This is a genomic window from Streptosporangium sp. NPDC002607 (assembly GCF_053592655.1).
Map to the genome: position 1 here is coordinate 108,638 of NZ_JBSFWD010000010.1, position 18,943 is coordinate 127,580.

Here is an 18,943-nt window from a genome sequence, read left to right on the forward strand (position 1 = left end):
CATGTTCGACCCTACGGATATGGCGCTGACCATAGCCAAGCAGATAGTGCTCGGCCTGGACAAGCACGAGCGGACACCTGCACGACTCCGGGAGATCGCCAAACAGGCGAGCGAGATGTTGAACACTTCGGTTGGCTCCGTTTCGGTCGACAAGGTAGCGCTACAGCTCGAGTTCGAGTTCGACGTCTGGGTGCCACAGGCGATCGTGGTCAGCGACCCCGGAGAGCACGAACCGTGGCTGGAGGGCCGCCGAGGAAAGATCGACTTCGCCTACTGGAACCGCTACGTCACCCTGCTGCGCAAGGGGTGGAAGTCCAGTGCCGTCGAGGCACTGGACGAGACAACCGATCAGATTCTCGGCCTGATGGAGAATCCCGCCCGGTCAGGCTCCTGGAAGACCTACGGCATGGTCTACGGCCAGGTCCAGTCCGGTAAGACCGCGAACTACACGGGCGTGATCTGCAAGGCCGTGGACAGTGGATACCGAGTCGTCGTGGTCCTCACCAGCCAGCACGAGAGTCTGCGCCACCAAACCCAGGCACGTCTCGACAAGGAGTTCCTGGGCTTCAACACCAAGTTCACGCGGGACCCCGACGCCGAAAGCTCAAAAAAGATCGGGGTGGGTGCCCTCGGGCTGAAATCTCCCGCCGCGACGTGTCAGGCAGTGACCACCCGCGACAGCGACTTCACCGCCGCCCAGTTCCAGGGGTCGGCCGTGAACGTGCCCGAAACACGCATCCTCGTGGTCGCCAAGAAGAACGCCCGCATCCTGAACAACCTGAAGGCCTGGCTGGGAAACTTTGCGGAGCTTCAACCGGACGGCTCCCGCCTGATCACCAACGCCCCCCTGTTGCTGATCGACGACGAAGCCGACTACGCCTCGGTGGACACCAAGCGGCCGACCAATGGGCGAACCCAGAGCGATCCGGACCACGACCCCACGGCCATCAACAAGGCGATCCGTGGCCTGCTGGAGCTGTTCGAGAAGCGCACCTACCTCGCCTACACCGCGACGCCGTTCGCCAACATCTTCATTTCGGACACCACCGACCATCCGGAACTCAGAGAGGACCTGTTCCCGCGCAGCTTCATGGTCGCGCTGGAACCTCCTTCGAACTACTGCGGCCCCGAGGTCGTGTTCGGACTGGAGGACCCCACCGCGGCGGAAATCCGGGAACCTCTACCGATCATCAGGGAGCTCGACGACTACAGCGGCTGGCTGCCGGACACGCACCACAAGAGTTTCAGACCTCATGGCCCACTGCCCCCTTCCCTCGTGGAGGCGCTGGACGCGTTCGTACTGTCGACTGCCGTACGGCGTGTCCGAACCCGCGACCACGACACCGCGGGCGGGCACAGCACCATGCTGGTCCACGTCACCCGGTACACCGAGGTTCAGGCCGCGGTCGCCCGGCAGATCGAACAGCATCTCCAGGCGATGGCCGACTCGTGGGGCGACTTCGGACAGTCCGGCGTCGTGGTACGGGAACGCCTGAAGAACCTCTGGGAAGCGGACTTCACCCCCACCTACACCGCACTGGCCGGCCGTGACGACGTGAGCGCGATGGTGGGACCGCCCATCTCGTGGAGCAGCCTCCAGCAGATCATCCCCCAGGTTCTCGGGGATACTGCCTCCGGCGTGCGCCGCATCAACGGCAGTGCGACGGACGTGCTCGACTACCAGTCGACCACTCCCATCACGGTGGTCGCAGTGGGCGGCGACAAGCTCTCGCGAGGGCTGACCCTGGAGGGGCTGTCGGTCTCGTACTACCTGCGGGCGTCAAGGATGTACGACACTCTCCTGCAGATGGGGCGCTGGTTCGGCTACAGACCGGACTATCTGGATGTCACGCGGCTCTACACGACGCAGGAACTCGTCAGCTACTACGTTCACATCACCCGCGCGAACCGCGAGCTGATGGACCTGACGAGTGCTGTCGCCCAGGCGGGCCAGACACCGAAGCACGTGGGCATGCGGGTTCTCGACGGCGTTGGGAACCTACGCGTAACCGCGGCCGCCAAGATGCGATCCACGGCCAGCATGTCCGTGAGTTTCTCGGCCGAAAGGGCCGAGAGCCTGGTCATTCGGACCGACGAACACGCTCTGACCAGAAACAACGCGCGTCTGGAAGAACTCCTGAAGAAGATCGTCCCCATGCCGGTGGTCCCTGAGCAGCAGCTCAACGGCGCAGGACGCGGCCTCTTCCGCCAGGACGTTCCAGCGCAGGTCGTGCTGGACTTCCTCGAAGGATTCGATGTGTCGCCGAGAGTCCTCACGGCGAACCCCGAGAACCTCGTCAGCTACATCCGTGCCCAGATGGACAGGGACGAACTGATCCGTTGGACGGTGGCGGTCACGGGCGGCAGCTCGACCGCCCGTCTCACCACACACGGTGCCGACATTCCGCTGGTCAAGCGCACCCCGATCGGCGCGCACCCCCGCATGCGGGACGGAGAGTTCGAGGTCGGCGTCCTCGTCAGCCCCGCTCACGAGGCGCTGGGCCTGTCCCCGGCCGTGATGAAGCAAGCCTTCGACCTGACCGTTGAGAAATTCCGGAAAAGAGGAAAGGGGAAGACACCTGCCCGAGCGAGCGGAGAGTTCCTCCGCATGTTGAGAGATCCCGCCGAAGGGCTGCTCCTGATCTATCCGATCGATCCTGTCCTCTCGGAGATCGAGGTACCGAAGGAGGGCATCCCCGTTGTCGGCTACGCGGTCGCCTTTCCACAGTCGGTACATGCCGAGAAAGTCCGTTACCGCGTCAACGAGATCTTCCTCGAAGGCCTGTTGAGGGCCGTCGAGGAGGACGAGGATCAGTGACGGGTTCACCCGAGCAGCTCGAAGAGTCGTTCCGTGCTGCCGAAGAGGGCGGCGGTCCCGGTCACGGGGCCGTCCGAAGGCGGCTTCTCCCGGGATCCGACCTGGACGTCTTCACGGAAGTGAGGTTTCCCGACCGTGACTGGGCGCTTCTTGTTCACAGCGACGAACAGATCGAGGACCGGGACCTCCTTCTCGCCGCCGGCCTCACCTGTCGGACCAGAGACGGAACGGTTGAGATCGTTGCCAGTCCTGAGACCGACCGACTGCTCTTCTGCACGCTTCTCGCAGACCTTCTACGACAGCTGAACCTTCCTGCGAGCGCACCGACCACCGCCTTGGTCCGGCGTCTTCACGCCTGGCGTCGCATGCTCGGCCGAGGCCTTCTCACTGGTATGGCGCCCGAGTCCCGGATGGGTCTGTACGGCGAGCTGCTGGTGCTTCGAGAGGTGATGTTGCCGTCGCTTGGACCGGCCGCGGTGCGCTCCTGGTTGGGACCGTCCGGAGGGCCTCAGGACTTTCTGCACCAGTCCACAGCCGCTGAGGTCAAAACGGTCTCCCGGCGGGATCCTCAGCGCTGCCGCATCAACAACGAACACCAGCTCGACTCGACGGAGCTGGACCAGCTGTTTCTTGTCCACCAGGTCGTCGACACCTCCCCGGACGGCACTTCGCTTGGAGAACTCGTTGATGACCTCCGGGAGAACCCGCAGGTCGGCCCCGAACTCACCTGCTTCGAGAACTGTCTCCTGGAGGCGGGCTGGTTGGACGCTCATCGGAACCAGTACGTAAATGACCGTTACGTCCTCGTCCGAAGGCAGTCATTTGCGGTGAATGCGAGGTTTCCGCGAATGGTTCCAGCCGACCTGCCAGCAGGAGTGTCCGGTGTGTCATATCTTGTCGACCTGTCCACATGCGGATCCCACGCTGTGGACGAAGAGACCGTACGGGAGTCGGCGAAATCCGGCGGTAAAGCAGAGGAGTAACCGTGGAAGGGGAGACCGCCGAGGAATTCGCGATTCATCTTGAGCAGGCAGTCGAAGAACGGTTGGGAAACGACTCCGGCTGGCTCAGACGAGATGTCTTCGTTCAGGTAGTCCAGGAGTACCTCGTTGAGGACGGGACTCTGGAGGACCTCCGTATCTGCTACTTCGTCGCCCCCTCGGGCCGGAGCCGCATGGAGGTCGCCGGCTACCACATCAGCGACGACGGGCGCGTCCTCGACCTCGTTGTCGCGAGCTACGGCAACTCCGGACAGACCCTGCCTCGCGACCAGGTGCTCAAGCGACTGAAGTGGGCGCTGAACTTCGCGACGAGCTGTAGGGACGGCTACCACCTGCACATGGAGGAGTCCACACCCGAGTACGACATGGCCCAGACCGTCCACATGAACTGGTCGGAATTCGGCAAGATCAGAATCTTTCTCTTCACGGACGGCCGTACGACACTGGACGGCCTCCCGGAGGAGAGCCTCGGCGACATCCCGGTGGTCCAGCATCTCTGGGACATCGAGAGGCTCCGCAAACTCGCCACCTCCGGTCGGCACGAAGAACCGATCACCATCGACTTCGAGTCCCTGGGCGGCCCCCTTCCGTACCTTGCCGTCGTCGGCTCCGACGATGATCACCGCTGCTTTCTGACGGTCATTCCCGGCCGACTTCTTGCCGACATGTACGAACAGCACGGCGCCAAACTCCTGCAGCGGAACATCCGCGCCTTCCTCCAGGCGCGCGGCAAGGTCAACAAAGGACTCAACGACACCATCAGGGCGACCCCTGGGCGGTTCCTCGCCTACAACAACGGCATCTCGGTGACCGCCACCGGCGTCGCCCTCACCGAGACAGGCGACGCCCTCGCACAGCTCCACGACGTCCAGATCGTCAACGGTGGACAGACAACGGCCTCGCTCCACCACGCGGCCAAGCGTGACAACGCAGATCTCAGCATGATCCAGGTCCCCGCCAAAATCACGGTGGTGGAGCCCGAGCTGCTCGACGAGCTGGTTCCGAGGATCTCCCTTTACGCCAACTCGCAGAACACCATCAACGAGGCGGACTTCCAGTCCAACAGTCCCTTCCACGTGGAGCTGGAGCGTCTTTCCCGCAGGATCTGGGCGCCGGCGGTTGACGGAGCCCAGCACGAGAGTCACTGGTTCTACGAGCGGGTGCGCGGACAGTACCAGGTGGAACGTGCCCGGCTGGTTTCGAAGGCTCAGCAGAGGGCCTTCGACAAGGAGAACCCCCGGATCCAGAAGTTCACCAAGACCGACGCCGCGAAATTCGACATGACCTTCCAGCAGGAGCCGCACACCGTAAGCCTGGGTGCCCAGAAGTGCTTCCACGAGTGGACGATCAACATCGTCGCCAGGCGGGACAGCTTGCCTGACGACCAGTACTTCCGTGACCTGGTGGCGAAATCCATCTTCTTCTCGCAGGCACGCAAGGAGATCATGCGTCTCAATCCGGGAGCAGGTTACCTCGCCAATGTCACGACCTACACGGTCTCCCGGCTGGTCCAGGAGATGGACATGGAGGCCACCCTGAACTCGGTCTGGCGGGCACAGCGGCTGGTGCCGGAGACCCTGCGCGCGGTCGGAAGCCTGAGCGGGCTCGTTCGTGACGTACTGCTCGACGCCCCAGGGTCCGGAAACGTCACTGAATGGTGCAAGAAGGTTGACTGCTGGAAGGCGGTTCAGGACATCGACTGGGTCGGAGTCTGAAACTTACCAACCCGACAACAGTTCGCGAAAACGGTCGGGTTCGGATGCGAAGCGGCCACTAAGATGTCCGTCCGGAGAGACAGTTTGGATCTTCGTAACACGTCCGGTACGTTCTGAACTTCATGACGTTTCGGGAGACGAAAGAGCCGTCTGGTACGCAAGAATGCTTGCCGCGACCGGAGAGTCTGTGTTCTCTTGGTGGTCTTCGGGGAGCACAGCACAAGGAGGTCGGGTGTCGTTCTACGGGGTGAAGCTGCATCGCAGCGAGATCCTCAGTCTCCCCGTTCCGTCCGACGCGTGCACCGAGGACAAATTCACCGAATGGTGCGAGGAGAAACTGGCCGACGGAGGTCGACTGGCTGTTGATCTTTTCTCCGGCGCAGGTGGTCTGAGCCTGGGGCTGGAACAGGCCGGTTGGACCGTGGTCACCGCAGTCGACCACGACAGGCGTGCCGTCGAAACCCACAGGGCGAACTTCCCAGGCCTATCTCTCAATGTCGACCTCTCCGACATCGAGGCGCGAACGAAACTCATCCAGCTGCTCAAGCAGACGAAGATCGATCTTGTGGCAGGCGGCCCTCCGTGTCAACCGTTCAGCCGAGCCGGACGCAGCAAGATCCACAGTCTCGTCGAGCACTCCGGACGCGACCCGCACGATGCACGCAAAGAGCTCTGGCGCGCCTTCCTCGATGTCGTCCTGGCGGTCAAGCCACGTGCCGTACTGATGGAGAACGTGCCAGACATGGCGTTGGGCGACGATTTCCGCGTCGTACGTGAGATCGTCGAGAACCTGGAGAACGTGGGTTACCACACGGACGTCCGCCTGGTCGACGCGTGGAAGTACGGAGTTCCTCAACACCGGAAGCGTCTCATCGTCCTTGCCCGGAACGACCACCACGAGTTTCCCTGGCCTGCTCCCCAGAAGAAGGTCACCGTTCGTGACGCGATCGGAGACCTTCCGGTCCTGCCCGAGGACGATCCCGTCGGCGATCGGCGCCTGCCGTACCGTGGAGGGACCCCCACCTCCGAATTCGCCCAACGGATGCGCGCAGAGGAAGACAGCTGCTACATCTGGGACCACATGACCAGACCGGTCCGGCCCGACGACCTAGAAGTTTTCAAGCTGATGGACCACAGGACCCTGTACTCGGCCATCCCCGCGGAACTGCGCCGCTACAGCGCGGAAACCTTTGACGACAAGTACAAGCGACTCGACTGGAACGACCTCAGCCGCTCCATCACCGCCCACATCGCCAAGGACGGCTACTGGTACATCCACCCCGAGCAGCACCGAACGATCACCGTCCGTGAGGCTGCCCGGATCCAGACCTTTCCCGACCACTTCCGCTTCGCCGGCACCCGAAGTGACGCGTTCCGCCAGATAGGCAACGCTGTACCACCAGAACTGGGCAGGTTTGCAGCCCAAGCAATCACCCCGGACAACACCCACCAGGAAGAGCTGTTCTCCTCCCCGAACCGATGGGCACTCATCCACAGGCAGCTGTCGGAGTGGGCCACCGGGCAGAGGGAAGGAGCGAACTGGTTCTGCTTCCCCGGACCGGACATGACGGCGACCGTGGCCGCCGTCGTGACCCTGCTCAGCCGCGGTGGCCGAACCGACATCCGGCACATGGCTCCCGCCCTGCACCCTCTCAGGGGACTGGAAAAGCTCACCCAGAAGGAGTACCGCGCGCTCGTCGAGGCGATCGACGACCCCAAGGTCGCGCAACGCCTGGAACGCCTGTCGGCTCTGACCACGAAGCAGAACGTGTGGAGAGATCCCGCCGCTCTGGCGGAGACACTCGCACTACATCCGGCAGAGGAGGCCCTGCTCACGCTGCTCAGTGACCACGACCTCATGCTCACGTCACAGCTGTCCCTCCGCGTGGCGGCCAGAGTCTCGGGCAGCGACTCCGACAAGACCAACCGACTCACCGACGGCCGCGTGGACATCGCACGACTGATCGGTGGAGGAAAGACCGCGCCACTTCGCATGGCCGCGCTCCGCGTGCTCGGTCTGACAACGTGCCTTCCGAACGAGCCACTCTGCGGCACCTGCCCGTTGTCAAGAACGTGTACCTTCGCCCTCCAGGAACGCCCGGGCACCGCAACCCTCTGGTAGAAGCCTCAGCCGGAGAATTTCTCAACCCCTCTGGCTTCGCGGGCCACACGCTCGGCCGCGACCTGCACGTCACGCTTGATCTCGCACTCCCAGACACGAAGCACACGCCATCCGGCCTCCTCCAGAAGGAAGTCGTTACGCCGGTCCCTGGCCTGATTCGTTTCGATCTTCTGACGCCACCGACCGGCGTTCGGCCCCCTGAACTCGGCGGGGGAATGGTCGGGACAGCCATGCCAGAAACAACCGTCCACAAACACCGCCAGCCTCCAACGTGGGAGCACGAAATCGGGAGTGCAGCGGGGAACGACCTGCGGATGCAGACGGAATCTGAGCCCAAGTCCATGAACGGCACGGCGTAGCGCGATCTCCGGCCAGGTGTTTCGAGTGCGTCTTCCCCGAAGGTGGACACCCTTGTCCGTCGCCTCCCATTTCCGACCATCAGGCGCGACAGCACCGTTCATGCAGGTTTCCTCTCGAATGCGAATGTGCAAGGCGTATTCCGGACTCCGGCAGAATCCGCGATGAGCGGAAAACTGTCGGCCCAGGTCCGTACCATCACTCTCCGACGGACAGGTTTTTACCATGTGACGTCCCAACTTTTAATGGTCCACCAACACGGCGAGGGGTTCTCCGGTGAGTGAGCGGGACAGTCTTGTTGAAGCTCTCGTGGCCGAGGCGCTCGGGCCTCGGGGGGGACCCACGGAAACGCTATCCTCCGACGAGGACCCTCTGGACGAATACATCGTCGGCGTCCTTGCTCCGGCCTCCTTGTCCCCTGCGGAACTTGACGCATACGAAGAACTCGCAGGTGAGGACGGGTTCGGAGCGGACGACGACGAGGAGTCCGATCCCGGTGTTCCGAGTCGCTCCACTTCCGTCGGATCCCCTTCCCTGAAGCTGGACCCGATGTCACGTCCTGCATCCATGGGGATCTCACTGTCGGTCGAGACCTCGGCATCGCCAGTCCTGGACGTCTGTGTCACGTGGGCACGGTACGCGAGAGGCGACGACACCGCCTGGCAACGCAGGCCGTACGGACAGATCTGGCGCAACGTCGACTGCTCCGAGGAGCCGGCTCTCAGCGACCCGCGGGACCCCGGACTCTCCGTGCGGATCCGGAGCCGGAGGGACCACCAGACCGGAACGTGGCAGGTGTCGTGCTTCATCGTCAACGACACACAGGTCGACACTGCGTCCCCCCGTGGCGAGCATCACGTCTACCAACCGCAGATCCGGATCCGGTGCGGAAAAGGCCGGATCGTGCCGGTTGAACGCCAACGGGCGTCACACGACCCCGAAGAGGAAGGACTGACCCTCCTCTACCAGGACCGTCCCGCCCTGGCCCGGGGCCACCTGTGTTCGGCGCTCTGGAGGTCCGTGGATCCCGAGCGACCCCACCCCACCGGTCTGCGTGGCACACGTGCCCCCTTCGTCTGGTCGGACGGAGAGCACCTCTTCGACGCCGGGACCGTCGCCGAGTTTTCGCCCGCGGACGTCCGCTCGGAGTTCGTCCCCGTCGTGCCGGTGAACGCACCGAACAAAGCATGGCCACAACACGTGGGCGTCACACCGGAGTTGAACCCGGACAGGCTGTGCGAGCTGGTCGACGCCGTGTCCCTCCGCCAAGCGCTCGTACCCCTCACCGATGGATACGAACGGTGGATCAATCACCTGGAGAAGCAGGCCGGGCACCCTCTTCAGGGAACACCGGCCCACCGACACATCGCAGGGTGCCAGCGGGCTCTCAGCCGAATCCGAGACGGCATCGATCTTCTCCACGACGACGAGGACGCACGCCTCGCCTTCTGCTTCGCGAATCGGGCGATCTCCCTCCAGTCGAAGTGGACGAAGGGGAAGACCAACCCTTGGTGGCCGTTCCAGCTCGCCTTCCTGCTGGTCAACCTGCGTGCGATGGTGGAGGAAAACCACCCGGACCGGGAGACCTGTGACCTGCTCTGGTTCCCGACCGGAGGCGGGAAGACCGAAGCGTACCTCGGGCTTGCAGCCTTCACCCTCGCCCACCGGCGACTCCAGGCCCGGCGTCACAACAGCCCTTGCGGCGGAGCCGGAGTCACGGTCCTGTCCCGGTACACCCTTCGACTTCTCACAATCCAGCAGTACCGCCGAGCACTGGCTCTCGTGACCGCCTGCGAGTACCTCCGTACGTCGGGACCGGCAGGCAACAGAGGCTGGCGCCCGAAGAGTCTCTCGAGCCTGGGCGACCTTCCCTGGGGCACACACCGGTTCTCGATTGGCCTCTGGGTCGGTGGCGGCGTCACACCCAACGGACTCGGCGATTTTCAGTACAGGGACAGCAACAACAAGCTCGTAAACAACTACGGGGCGATCTCAATCCTCGACGGGAAGAAAGGCGAGGGCGAACCGGCCCAGATCCTGAACTGCCCTGCATGCCGATCCACACTCGCGCTCCCGGCCGACGGCATCCGGGACGGAGACTCCACGACGCTGCACCTAGTGATGGGCGACATGGATCCCCTCCGGAGACCCGATCCCCAACAGCTCTCACAGGGGGAGATCGAGGTGACCTCCGTCTCGTACACCCCACACCAGAACGCCTCGTTCACAACGGTTTCGATCACCTTCGACGTTGCCGCGGACGTTCCCAGCAACCTGATCGACAACTGGGTCAAGGATCACGTCCGTAGACAGTTCGGTGACGACTGCCACAGCCTCTACGCCCGTGCTTCCAGGTCCGGTTACTTCATCAGGCAGGCCCTTTGGGGCAGGGGTGACAAGGACATCGACTTCGATATCTTCTGCGCGAACCCTGCCTGCCATCTCAACACCGACATCAGCTGGAGCGAAACCACCGAGATCGGCGACTGGCCCGTACCGGAGGCGTTCGATGACGGAAACCGTCGGTCCACCCACTGCCCCATCCCTGCCTGGACGGTGGACGAGCAGGTCTACGCCCGCTGCCCGTCTGTCATCGTCGCCACGGTGGACAAGTTCGCGCGCCTTGCCTATGAGCCACGGGCCAGTTCTCTCTTCGGCAACGTGAACCAGGTCAACGAGCATCTCGGCTACTTCCGCGCAGGAGCCCCTCCTACCGGCCCGGCCTCCCGACCTGAGCGCCCTCGACAACTGCCCCCGCAGGGAAGGAACATGGCGGTATCCGGCTTCCGGCCACCGGCCCTGATCCTCCAGGACGAGCTTCACCTGATCGAGGGCCCCCTGGGGAGCATGGTCGGGCTCTACGAGACCGGCATCGATCTCCTCTCGAGCGACCACAGACTCGACGTTCCAGTGAAACCCAAGTACATCGCTTCCACCGCAACGGTCCGTCAGGCGGAGGAACAGGTGCGGTCCCTGTTCGCCAGGAATCTGGAAGTCTTTCCCCCACCAGGCATCAGAGCCGAGGAGTCGTTCTTCTCCTGGGCGGAGTCCTCCCATCCACTGGACCACCAACAGCCAGGACGGCTCTACGTGGGACTCGTGGCTCCGGGCCGTGGCGCACAGACGCCCCTCGTACGAACATGGTCACGTCTGTTACAGGAACCCGCGGATCGGCGCGCGGCAGGAGCACCGGCAAAGGACCTGGATCCGTTCTGGACACTCGTCGGTTACTTCAACGCCATCCGCGAGCTCGCGGGAGCCGTGGCCCTCGTTCGTCAGGACATCATCCAGCGCCTGGCGAGCATCGCTACCAACCCACGGAAACTCGTCGAAACCGACGATCCCATGGAGCTGTCCAGCCGGGCGGACTCGCTGAATCTGCCCGCCATGCTGGAGGACCTTGCCGTGTCGCTCCATGGCAGCCGGGACCCGGTGAACGCAGTGGTGGCCACCTCCATGTTCGGCACCGGTGTCGACGTCGACCGACTCGGTCTGATGTTCGTGAACGGGCAGCCCAAGACCACGTCGTCGTACATACAGGCGACCGGTCGCGTCGGCCGGTCCATGGGTGGACTCGTGGTGACGTTCTACCGGTCCTCACGCCCTCGGGACCTCAGTCACTACGAGTACTTCGCCAGCTATCACAGCACCCTGTACCGTCACGTCGAACCCGTGACGGTCAACCCGTTCGCCCCCCGCGCACGGGACCGAGCTCTCGGCCCCGTGGCCGTGAGTATCCTGCGGCAGGCTGCTTTGCTTTCCGACGGAACCGGACCGGTCACGGTGAACCAGCGCTGGCGACTCCAACAACGGTTGCAGAAGGGCTGGCACTGTGGGGCCGAGGAGATGAGGACCGCGCGAAACGACGCCGACGTGGAACTCCTTCCTCAACTTCTGGAGGAGCGCGCCGCCCAGCAACCCGTGCTCCGTCGTCCCCCTTCGGGAGACACCGCCGAGCACGCCGCCTCCGAACTGGACCGCTGGCAACACCTCGCCGCCCAGAGCGGCGCAAACCTGCTGTTCCACGAGAGCACGACCACCCGGACACCGTCCCACCCGGTGGTCTTGGGCGACCTCGCCCACCAGGTGGCGGGTGTTGGTGAGGCGTACGAGAACGCTCCCAGCTCCCTTCGCGAGGTGGAGGCCACCACCACGATCAGAGGAAGGAGCTGAGGGTGTCCAAGTCCTACCAGGTGATCCGCCCGTCCCAGTTCATCACGACCTTCGGCCCCGGCAGCATCGTCGAGACGCCGTCGGGACCGGTCGTGCTCAAGTCCATGGACGCGCTCTTCACCTCGATACAACGGCAGCCTCACGACTTCGAGATCATTGACGACCGGCTCTCCAAGGGCAGTCTCGACGGCCATCGGATATCGAGAATCCCCACGAACGCGGAGATCGGCGAACCCACCGACAACTCGATCTATCCCACGTTCCAGTTTCCCTACTGGGCACTCTGCGGCCAGCACCCGGCATACCAGGTTTTGTACGAGGTCAGCAGTGGTTGCCCCGAATGCCCTCGGGCGCAGGACTGGCAGCTTCGCCAGAAGGGTGGTCGAGAGGCAATTCGTTTCGTGACGGCCTGCGAGGCCGGCCACCTCGACGAGGTTCCGTGGCGCAGTCTCGCCCACCCGAACACAAAGCCCTGTGGAACCCGCCACTACCGCTGGTACGGGGGTGGCCGAGCGCTCCGGCTCGTGCGAATCGAGTGTCCGACATGCAGGATCCCCGTCAGCTTCGGGACTGCCTACGGACGTCAGTGGAAGTGCAGCGAACGACAGGCGGAACTCGGTAACCGCCCTGAGCAGAGTGCCTGCGGCCAGCCTGCAACGATCGTGCAGCGTGGCGCCGCCAACCTTCGGATCTCAGAGATCGTCACTGCGCTGACCATCCTTGACATGCCTGCCCGGCTCCATGACCTGCTCGGAAACCGAGGTCTCCTGTCACGTGTCGACGTCCTCGTCGATGCAGATCTTCTCAACCACTCCAGCCTTCTCGCACAGGCGAAGAAGGCAGGAGTTGCCCCGGATGACGTGGACTACCTCGCCCGAACCCCCTGGTCGGAGACCAAACTGGCTCTGGACCAGCTCCTCGGCGCTCAGCCCACCGGACCCAACGCCGTACGAGATGCCGAGCTGGGAAGGCTTCGTGAAGGTGTCACCAGCGGGGCGCCACTCGGAGCCGAATCCCAGCGGGCCGGATCTCCCCCACTCTTCGAAATCAGGCGCGCCGACGTGCGGTCGGTGACAGGGCCCCAAGGTCAACTGACTTTCCGTGTCGCTCCAGTCAGCAGACTCCGCATGGTGATGGTCCAGACCGGCTACCGGAGGCTGGCTCCCGAGACCGGGCAGATCATCTCCACCGCCTTCAAGGACCGCGGGATCACCTGGTACCCAGGAGTTGAGCAGTTCGGCGAGGGGATCTTCATCGATTTGGCGGACACACCTATCACCCTCACCGGCCGCAGAGCCGCCCCCTGGCAGGACCGCCACATGCGAGGAGAACCTGACGACCTCGTCCAGCATCCGGTGCACGTGTGGTGGCACAGCCTTTCCCACCGCCTGCTCTGGGCTCTCTCCGTCGACTCCGGCTACTCCTCAGCTGCGATACGCGAACGCGTCTACGTACAGACGGAGAACAACACCGTCGTCAGCAGCGGGCTTCTGCTCTACACCGTCCAACCCGGCGGGGACGGAACGATGGGCGGCCTGATCTCTCTTGTCAACCGCTTCAAGCGCGTCCTGGAGCGGGCGCTCCAGGACGTAGACACCTGTTCCAACGATCCTCTCTGCGAAGAGGCTCCCCTGTCCGGGGCGGACGGTGCCGCCTGCTACTCCTGCCTCTTCGCTTCGGAAACTTCGTGCGAGCACCGCAACCACGGACTCGACCGACTTCTTCTGGTGGAAAACCTGCCGTAGCGGTACCGGCGGGAAATCGGTGTGGCCGCCGGCCACACCGACCTCAGTTGTCCGACTTGTAAAAGTCCGCGTACTTGTTGTAGGCGAGTTCGTCGCCATGGTGGCGAATGTTGTCCCGGACGTCAATCACGAGGCACTTCTCGGTTCCTTTGAATCGAGGACCCCGCATACCACGGCCTATCATCTGGGCGTACAGCACCCGACTCGTGGTGGGTCGGCCGATCACGAGAGCACCGACCTTGGGGGCGTCGAAACCCGTGGTGAGCACACCGAAGTTACAGAGCACGGAAATCCTGCCCGCACGGAACTCCTCGATCATGGCACGCCGGGTGGTGGCCCTGGTTTCACCGGTGACCACTTCGGCCGAACGTCCCTTCCGGCGCAGGAGGATCGACATCGCTTCGGCGTGCTCGACGGTGCACCCGAAGAACAATGTTGGGCATTTATCCGAGATCTGCATCAACCTGGCGAACAGCGCCCTGTTACGCGCCTCCGACTCTCCAATCTCCTGGAGGAAGCCCGAGTGGAAGTCATGAAACTGCTCGAAGTGCTCAAGAAAGCGCCGATCACGTCCCATGTCGAAGCGAGGCGCCGCATGCTCCAGTACCTCGTGTTCCACCATGGAAAGCACTTCACGTGCCCGTAGTTCCTTGATCGGGTTGGCTCCCAGCGACTCCGCCCTGAGGAGTCGCTCATGGAGCATCCCTGCCATACGCCGGGTCTCCCCGTCGTCGCTCCTGAAGGGGGTCGCGGTCAAGCCCAGCAGGGGGATGTCCGATTGAGCCGATGCGGACAGGTCGATTCCGAGAAAACGCAGAACGTCCCTGTAGCTCGGTGCATCGATCCTGTGTGCTTCGTCCACAACGACCGCGCCGAGCTGCTCGCCGAGCACTTTGAGAGCAGCGCGCTTCTCCGAGTCCACTTCGCGAACAGCAGCCTGAAGTTTCTGGATACTCGCCACGACAACATCGGACTTGTCCGGAACGGGGGCAGAACTCCCCCAGAATCTGGCAATCTCCAGATTCTCCCTCACCGGGTCGGAACGGTGACCAAGGTCGATCCAAACTTCCCTGAATGCCTGTACAGCCTGCTCACAGAGCTCCTCACTCTGTGCGATCCACAGCAGAACCGGTCGGTCCGCCCGTGCAATACGCCAGGCGACCAGACTCTCCACTGCCGTACGCGTCTTGCCTGCGCCCGTGGGCATCGTGAGAACACCGCGGTTGCTCCCGGCCTGCCCACCGAGGACCTCGACAGCCTGGTCCTTCAACTCGGATTGGAAGTCAGTAAGATCCGCCAGCGGAACAAAAGGCTGCACCTGTAGGGTTTCGGGTTCCTTGGGGGAGCCCGCCAGGCCGGCGAACACTGCTGGAATGTCCAGTTCCCGGACGAAGTGCCGCGGCCAACTCTTGCCCGAATGCCACTTCCGTTTCGCCACCGTATCGGCCTGCTTCGTCACGCTCCCCCGCACAGAAGCGCTTCCCTCGTAATCTGCCACACGGTCACGCTGATCAGGCGTCGCCCTCAGGTACAGGACCTTCCTGACCTCCTGGGACTCCAGGAGGGACAGCCCACGACGGTCAACGATGAACTCCGCCAGCTCCCCATCGGCAAGCTTGGTCCGCGGTCGACCTGCGGTCGCCACCCGCTCCGCGGCGACGACCAACGTTTCGACCGTTTTCCGACTCCTACCCCTGCCGTTCCTGTCGAGCGACTCGACCACATTACGGAGGTCGGAAGTGCTCAGACGCTGACTGAGGATCTCCACCATTCGACCCCTGTCCCCGTCGCCCAGCTGCCCGAAGACCTCCACTGCCACCCCTCCTGCAACGTTCCACGTCTCCACCGTCGAGGACGCCTTCAACGAACCCCTGACAGAGGTTGGGAACTTGTTATAGCAGGTTGAAAACCATTCATCTGCAACCATCGGTTCGAAGCATGACACCGACCCCGAAATAGATCATAACGATTCAGCAGCAGAGAGTGGGTGGTGACGATCCTCAACATTTCTTCACTGACTAAACCAAACTTCTCGAAACTACATAAAACATGGCGATGTATCAACTAAAACGCGCTGGGTTGAGCGAGGGTCTGATGCACCCCGGCTTTCGCGGAGTTGCTTTGGTTGACTTGTGTACCTCTGCCCCCTTCAGGAGAGGTCGGCATGTAAGGAGATACCTACCTGAGTTCCGCCGGAGGACTTGGACCTGTTGCAGGTCGGCCAGAGCATGCGGCAGGTGGCGTTCGATCCGCAGATCAGCGACCAGACGATCTACAACTGGCGCGGGAGGAGCTGATCGACGCCAGTCAGAAAGCTGGCATCGTCTCCGGTCACATCGGGCTGGCCGTGACCAGGCGTGCCGCCAAGCTATCCAAAGAGGCGCCACCCCCAAAGACGGTTCGAGGCCATCACGGTGATGGCCGCCGAAGGACTCCCCATCCAGGTCTGCTGCCGGATTGCAAACGTGTCGGAGTCGGGCTTCTGCGCTTGGCGAAGTTGCCCGCCCTCGGTTCGGGAATTGCAACACGTCTGGCTGACCGAGCAGATTCGGCAGGTATACGCCGCTTCCCGCGACCTCTACGGCGGGATGCGGATGCATACCATCACGCTGGGACGCGGTATAGCGGTCGGGCGCGGAGCGGTGGCCGTGCTGATGAGTCGGGCTAGCCTCAAAGGCCTGCCCGACAACCGGCGACATCGGCCCGTCCACCAGACGCCAATCGCCGCGGGCCTGGTCGACCGCTGATTCGCCCGCACCGCGTCGAAGAGGACGTGGAGACGAGCTTCGTTTCCTTCGGAAGCAGTAGTCACACCAACCGCGACCCACCGGAACAACCTCGCATTACGGTTGTTTCGAACATAATTACGACTTTTAGATATAAAATTCACCCAAGCAGAAAAGGGCCTGGCATGATCACATCCGTTTTTGTGACTACACATCCGGCACACCCGAATGGTAACGTAGAGTAAATCCAGGTTCCGGAAACTTTAAAAGCAAGATTGGCTGGTGTTTACAATGTACGCGGACAGGAATGATCGAAATTTCACGATGAAAGTCTTGGGGCGTACGCTGGAACATCTCGGTTCTCAAATGTACAAGCGACGTGATGTCGCGATCGCAGAGCTGGTCGCTAACTGTTGGGACGCCGGCGCCAAGAGAGTCGACATAGTCATTCCCATGGAGCAGGATTACGACCCCTCAACCAGTGTGATCTTTGTTACCGATGACGGCACTGGCATGACAGATGATGATGTTGAGAACAACTACCTGGTCTTAGGTCGAAACCGACGATCTTCGGGACAGATTTCGATGGAGGGACGGCCGGTGATGGGCAGAAAGGGGGTCGGCAAACTCGCCGGATTTGGCCTTGCGCGAACAATGCAAGTAACCACCTGGCGTGAAAATCGCTCCTGCACCCTCACTCTGGATTCCAGGGCTCTCAAAGTGAATCCAAATGAGAGCAGCGCCGTAGTTATTCCTGGCTATACGGAACGCGCACGACACGACCTGCCCCACGACAGTGGAACCAGAATCGTTATGTCGAATCTAAAACACAAGACGCCGATCAACATTGAATCTTTGAATAGGGCTCTCGCGAGACGGTTCAGCACTAGAGTGCGCGGGAAAATGGAGATCTACTTAAATAGTGAACGAGTATACGATCCCGCCATAACGTTTGACCTGCGTGAACCAGAATCAGGAGAAGCGAAGAAAGAAATCACTCCCGGCCAGGTAGTCACATGGTGGGCTGGTTTTAGCGAGACAGTTCTTCCGAAGGAACTGCAGGGATTTACCATCATTGTCAACGGCAAGACCGCTCAGGCGCCCCCGTACTTCTTTGACGTTGAAGGCACTGCCAGCGGTCAGCACGGGACCAAATATCTCACCGGAGTGATCGAGGCGGATTACCTCGATAGCGGCGACGATGACGAGAGCGACCTCGTCTCCACCGACAGACAGGAGATTGACTGGGATGATGAAGTAACCAACCCTCTCAGGGAATGGGGAGATGCCCTGACGAGACGACTCTTGCGCGACAGGAGCGACAGAAAGGGAGAAATTTTCAAAACACAAGTGAAAAGCGATCCCAAGTTCGTCGAGCGTCTCGCCCGACTGGAACCGCAATCAGTCGCACAGATAGACAAGTTTCTAGAGCTACTTGGAAAAGCTGGCACCGAAGATGGAAAGGTAACACCTCTTGCAGATACCATCGTCCGAGCTTTCGAGTACCAGCAATTCCATGACTATATATCGGAACTGAACACTGCGGCGGTCGACCCAGAGGGATTTCAGCAGGCCGTAGAGTACATTCGCGAGTGGAAGTTGCTTGAAAGCCGAGCGATTCTTGAGGTAGTCCGCGGAAGACTCGACATCATAGATAAATTTTATGAAATGATCGTCAATGACGCTCCAGAGACTGCGCACCAAAAAGGGCGTGAGAACATGCACGACCTCATCGCAGACTACCCGTGGCTACTAAACCCCGAATGGCAAGTCTTCTCAGAAGAAAAGCGTGTCACCACAATGCTGAAAAACTGGGGCCGCGAAGATCTGGACGATCCAAGCTACGAAGGACGCTATGACTTCTTAGCGCTGACCAACAACAGCGAACTCGTGGTGATTGAGATTAAGCGTTCAGGTCATGCGGTGACGACGAAAGACCTGTACAACCTTGAAGAGTACGCCCGTAAGCTCGGCGAAGCAGAAAAGGTCGGATTCATGGCCTTTATATCGAGCGAGACATACGATATAAGTGGTGGCCTACGCAAGTCTTGGGACGAACGCGAAGACGCAGCGCTACTCACCTGGCGAGAGATTCAAAAGCGTGCCAGAGTCTACTATGAACACTATCGAGCGATCCTGGAGGGCGACGTAGAAAGCGTTTATTTTGCCAAAAAACAGAAAGAAGTAGCGAGAACCCGCCAAGTACTACAAGCAGGCGCTTACAGAGGCCAAGAGCGGCGAAAAGACGGCGTTGGCCCTCAGGATGTCGAATACGAGCTTCCCTAG

At 61.9% G+C, this 18,943-nt stretch carries 9 protein-coding genes; 7 read left to right on the plus strand and 2 right to left on the minus strand.

Going from position 1 to position 18,943, the window contains the following annotated elements; translation table 11 throughout:
* Position 1: 1 nt before the first annotated feature.
* From ACWD3H_RS14645 to ACWD3H_RS14660, 4 genes are all read left to right on the plus strand, one after another.
* Positions 2-2,818 (plus strand): Z1 domain-containing protein, encoded by a 2,817-nt coding sequence (locus ACWD3H_RS14645; protein ID WP_451955311.1) that lies wholly within the window; start codon positions 2-4, stop codon positions 2,816-2,818.
* Positions 2,815-3,801 (plus strand): PD-(D/E)XK motif protein, encoded by a 987-nt coding sequence (locus ACWD3H_RS14650; RefSeq protein ID WP_451955312.1) that lies wholly within the window; start codon positions 2,815-2,817, stop codon positions 3,799-3,801. Before ACWD3H_RS14645 ends, ACWD3H_RS14650 begins: the two co-directional genes overlap by 4 nt.
* A gap of 2 nt (positions 3,802-3,803) precedes the next feature.
* Positions 3,804-5,534, plus strand: coding sequence for an AIPR family protein (locus tag ACWD3H_RS14655; RefSeq protein WP_451955313.1), 1,731 nt, complete (start codon positions 3,804-3,806; stop codon positions 5,532-5,534).
* Positions 5,535-5,766: 232 nt separating this feature from the next.
* Positions 5,767-7,656, plus strand: coding sequence for a DNA cytosine methyltransferase (locus ACWD3H_RS14660; RefSeq protein ID WP_451955314.1), 1,890 nt, complete (start codon positions 5,767-5,769; stop codon positions 7,654-7,656).
* Between the two features lie 5 nt (positions 7,657-7,661).
* On the opposite strand, the gene ACWD3H_RS14665 is transcribed toward ACWD3H_RS14660, so the two are convergent.
* On the minus strand, positions 7,662-8,117 hold the full coding sequence (locus tag ACWD3H_RS14665) for a very short patch repair endonuclease (protein ID WP_451955315.1): 456 nt from the start codon (positions 8,115-8,117) through the stop codon (positions 7,662-7,664).
* A 172-nt stretch (positions 8,118-8,289) separates the two neighbouring features.
* On the opposite strand from ACWD3H_RS14665, the gene drmA reads away from it, so the two are divergent.
* Positions 8,290-12,186 (plus strand): DISARM system helicase DrmA, encoded by a 3,897-nt coding sequence (gene drmA, locus ACWD3H_RS14670; RefSeq protein ID WP_451955316.1) that lies wholly within the window; start codon positions 8,290-8,292, stop codon positions 12,184-12,186.
* Between the two features lie 2 nt (positions 12,187-12,188).
* Positions 12,189-13,931 (plus strand): DrmB family protein, encoded by a 1,743-nt coding sequence (gene drmB / locus ACWD3H_RS14675; RefSeq protein WP_451955317.1) that lies wholly within the window; start codon positions 12,189-12,191, stop codon positions 13,929-13,931.
* A 43-nt stretch (positions 13,932-13,974) separates the two neighbouring features.
* On the opposite strand, the gene ACWD3H_RS14680 is transcribed toward drmB, so the two are convergent.
* Positions 13,975-15,858 carry a DEAD/DEAH box helicase gene (locus ACWD3H_RS14680; protein WP_451955318.1) on the minus strand — a complete coding sequence of 628 codons (1,884 nt, stop codon included), beginning with the start codon at positions 15,856-15,858 and terminating at the stop codon, positions 13,975-13,977.
* A gap of 1,132 nt (positions 15,859-16,990) precedes the next feature.
* Between ACWD3H_RS14680 and ACWD3H_RS14685 the strand changes: the two genes are divergently transcribed.
* The gene (locus tag ACWD3H_RS14685) at positions 16,991-18,943 is read left to right on the plus strand and encodes an ATP-binding protein (protein ID WP_451955319.1); all 1,953 of its coding nucleotides are present in this window, start codon (positions 16,991-16,993) and stop codon (positions 18,941-18,943) included.

Bases quoted from the DNA above. Each gene is read 5' to 3' on its own strand.
- ACWD3H_RS14645 (WP_451955311.1), top strand. From the start codon at position 2: ATGTTCGACCCTACGGATATGGCGCTGACCATAGCCAAGCAGATAGTG.
- ACWD3H_RS14665 (WP_451955315.1), bottom strand. From the start codon at position 8,117: ATGAACGGTGCTGTCGCGCCTGATGGTCGGAAATGGGAGGCGACGGAC.
- ACWD3H_RS14680 (WP_451955318.1), bottom strand. From the start codon at position 15,858: ATGGTTGCAGATGAATGGTTTTCAACCTGCTATAACAAGTTCCCAACC.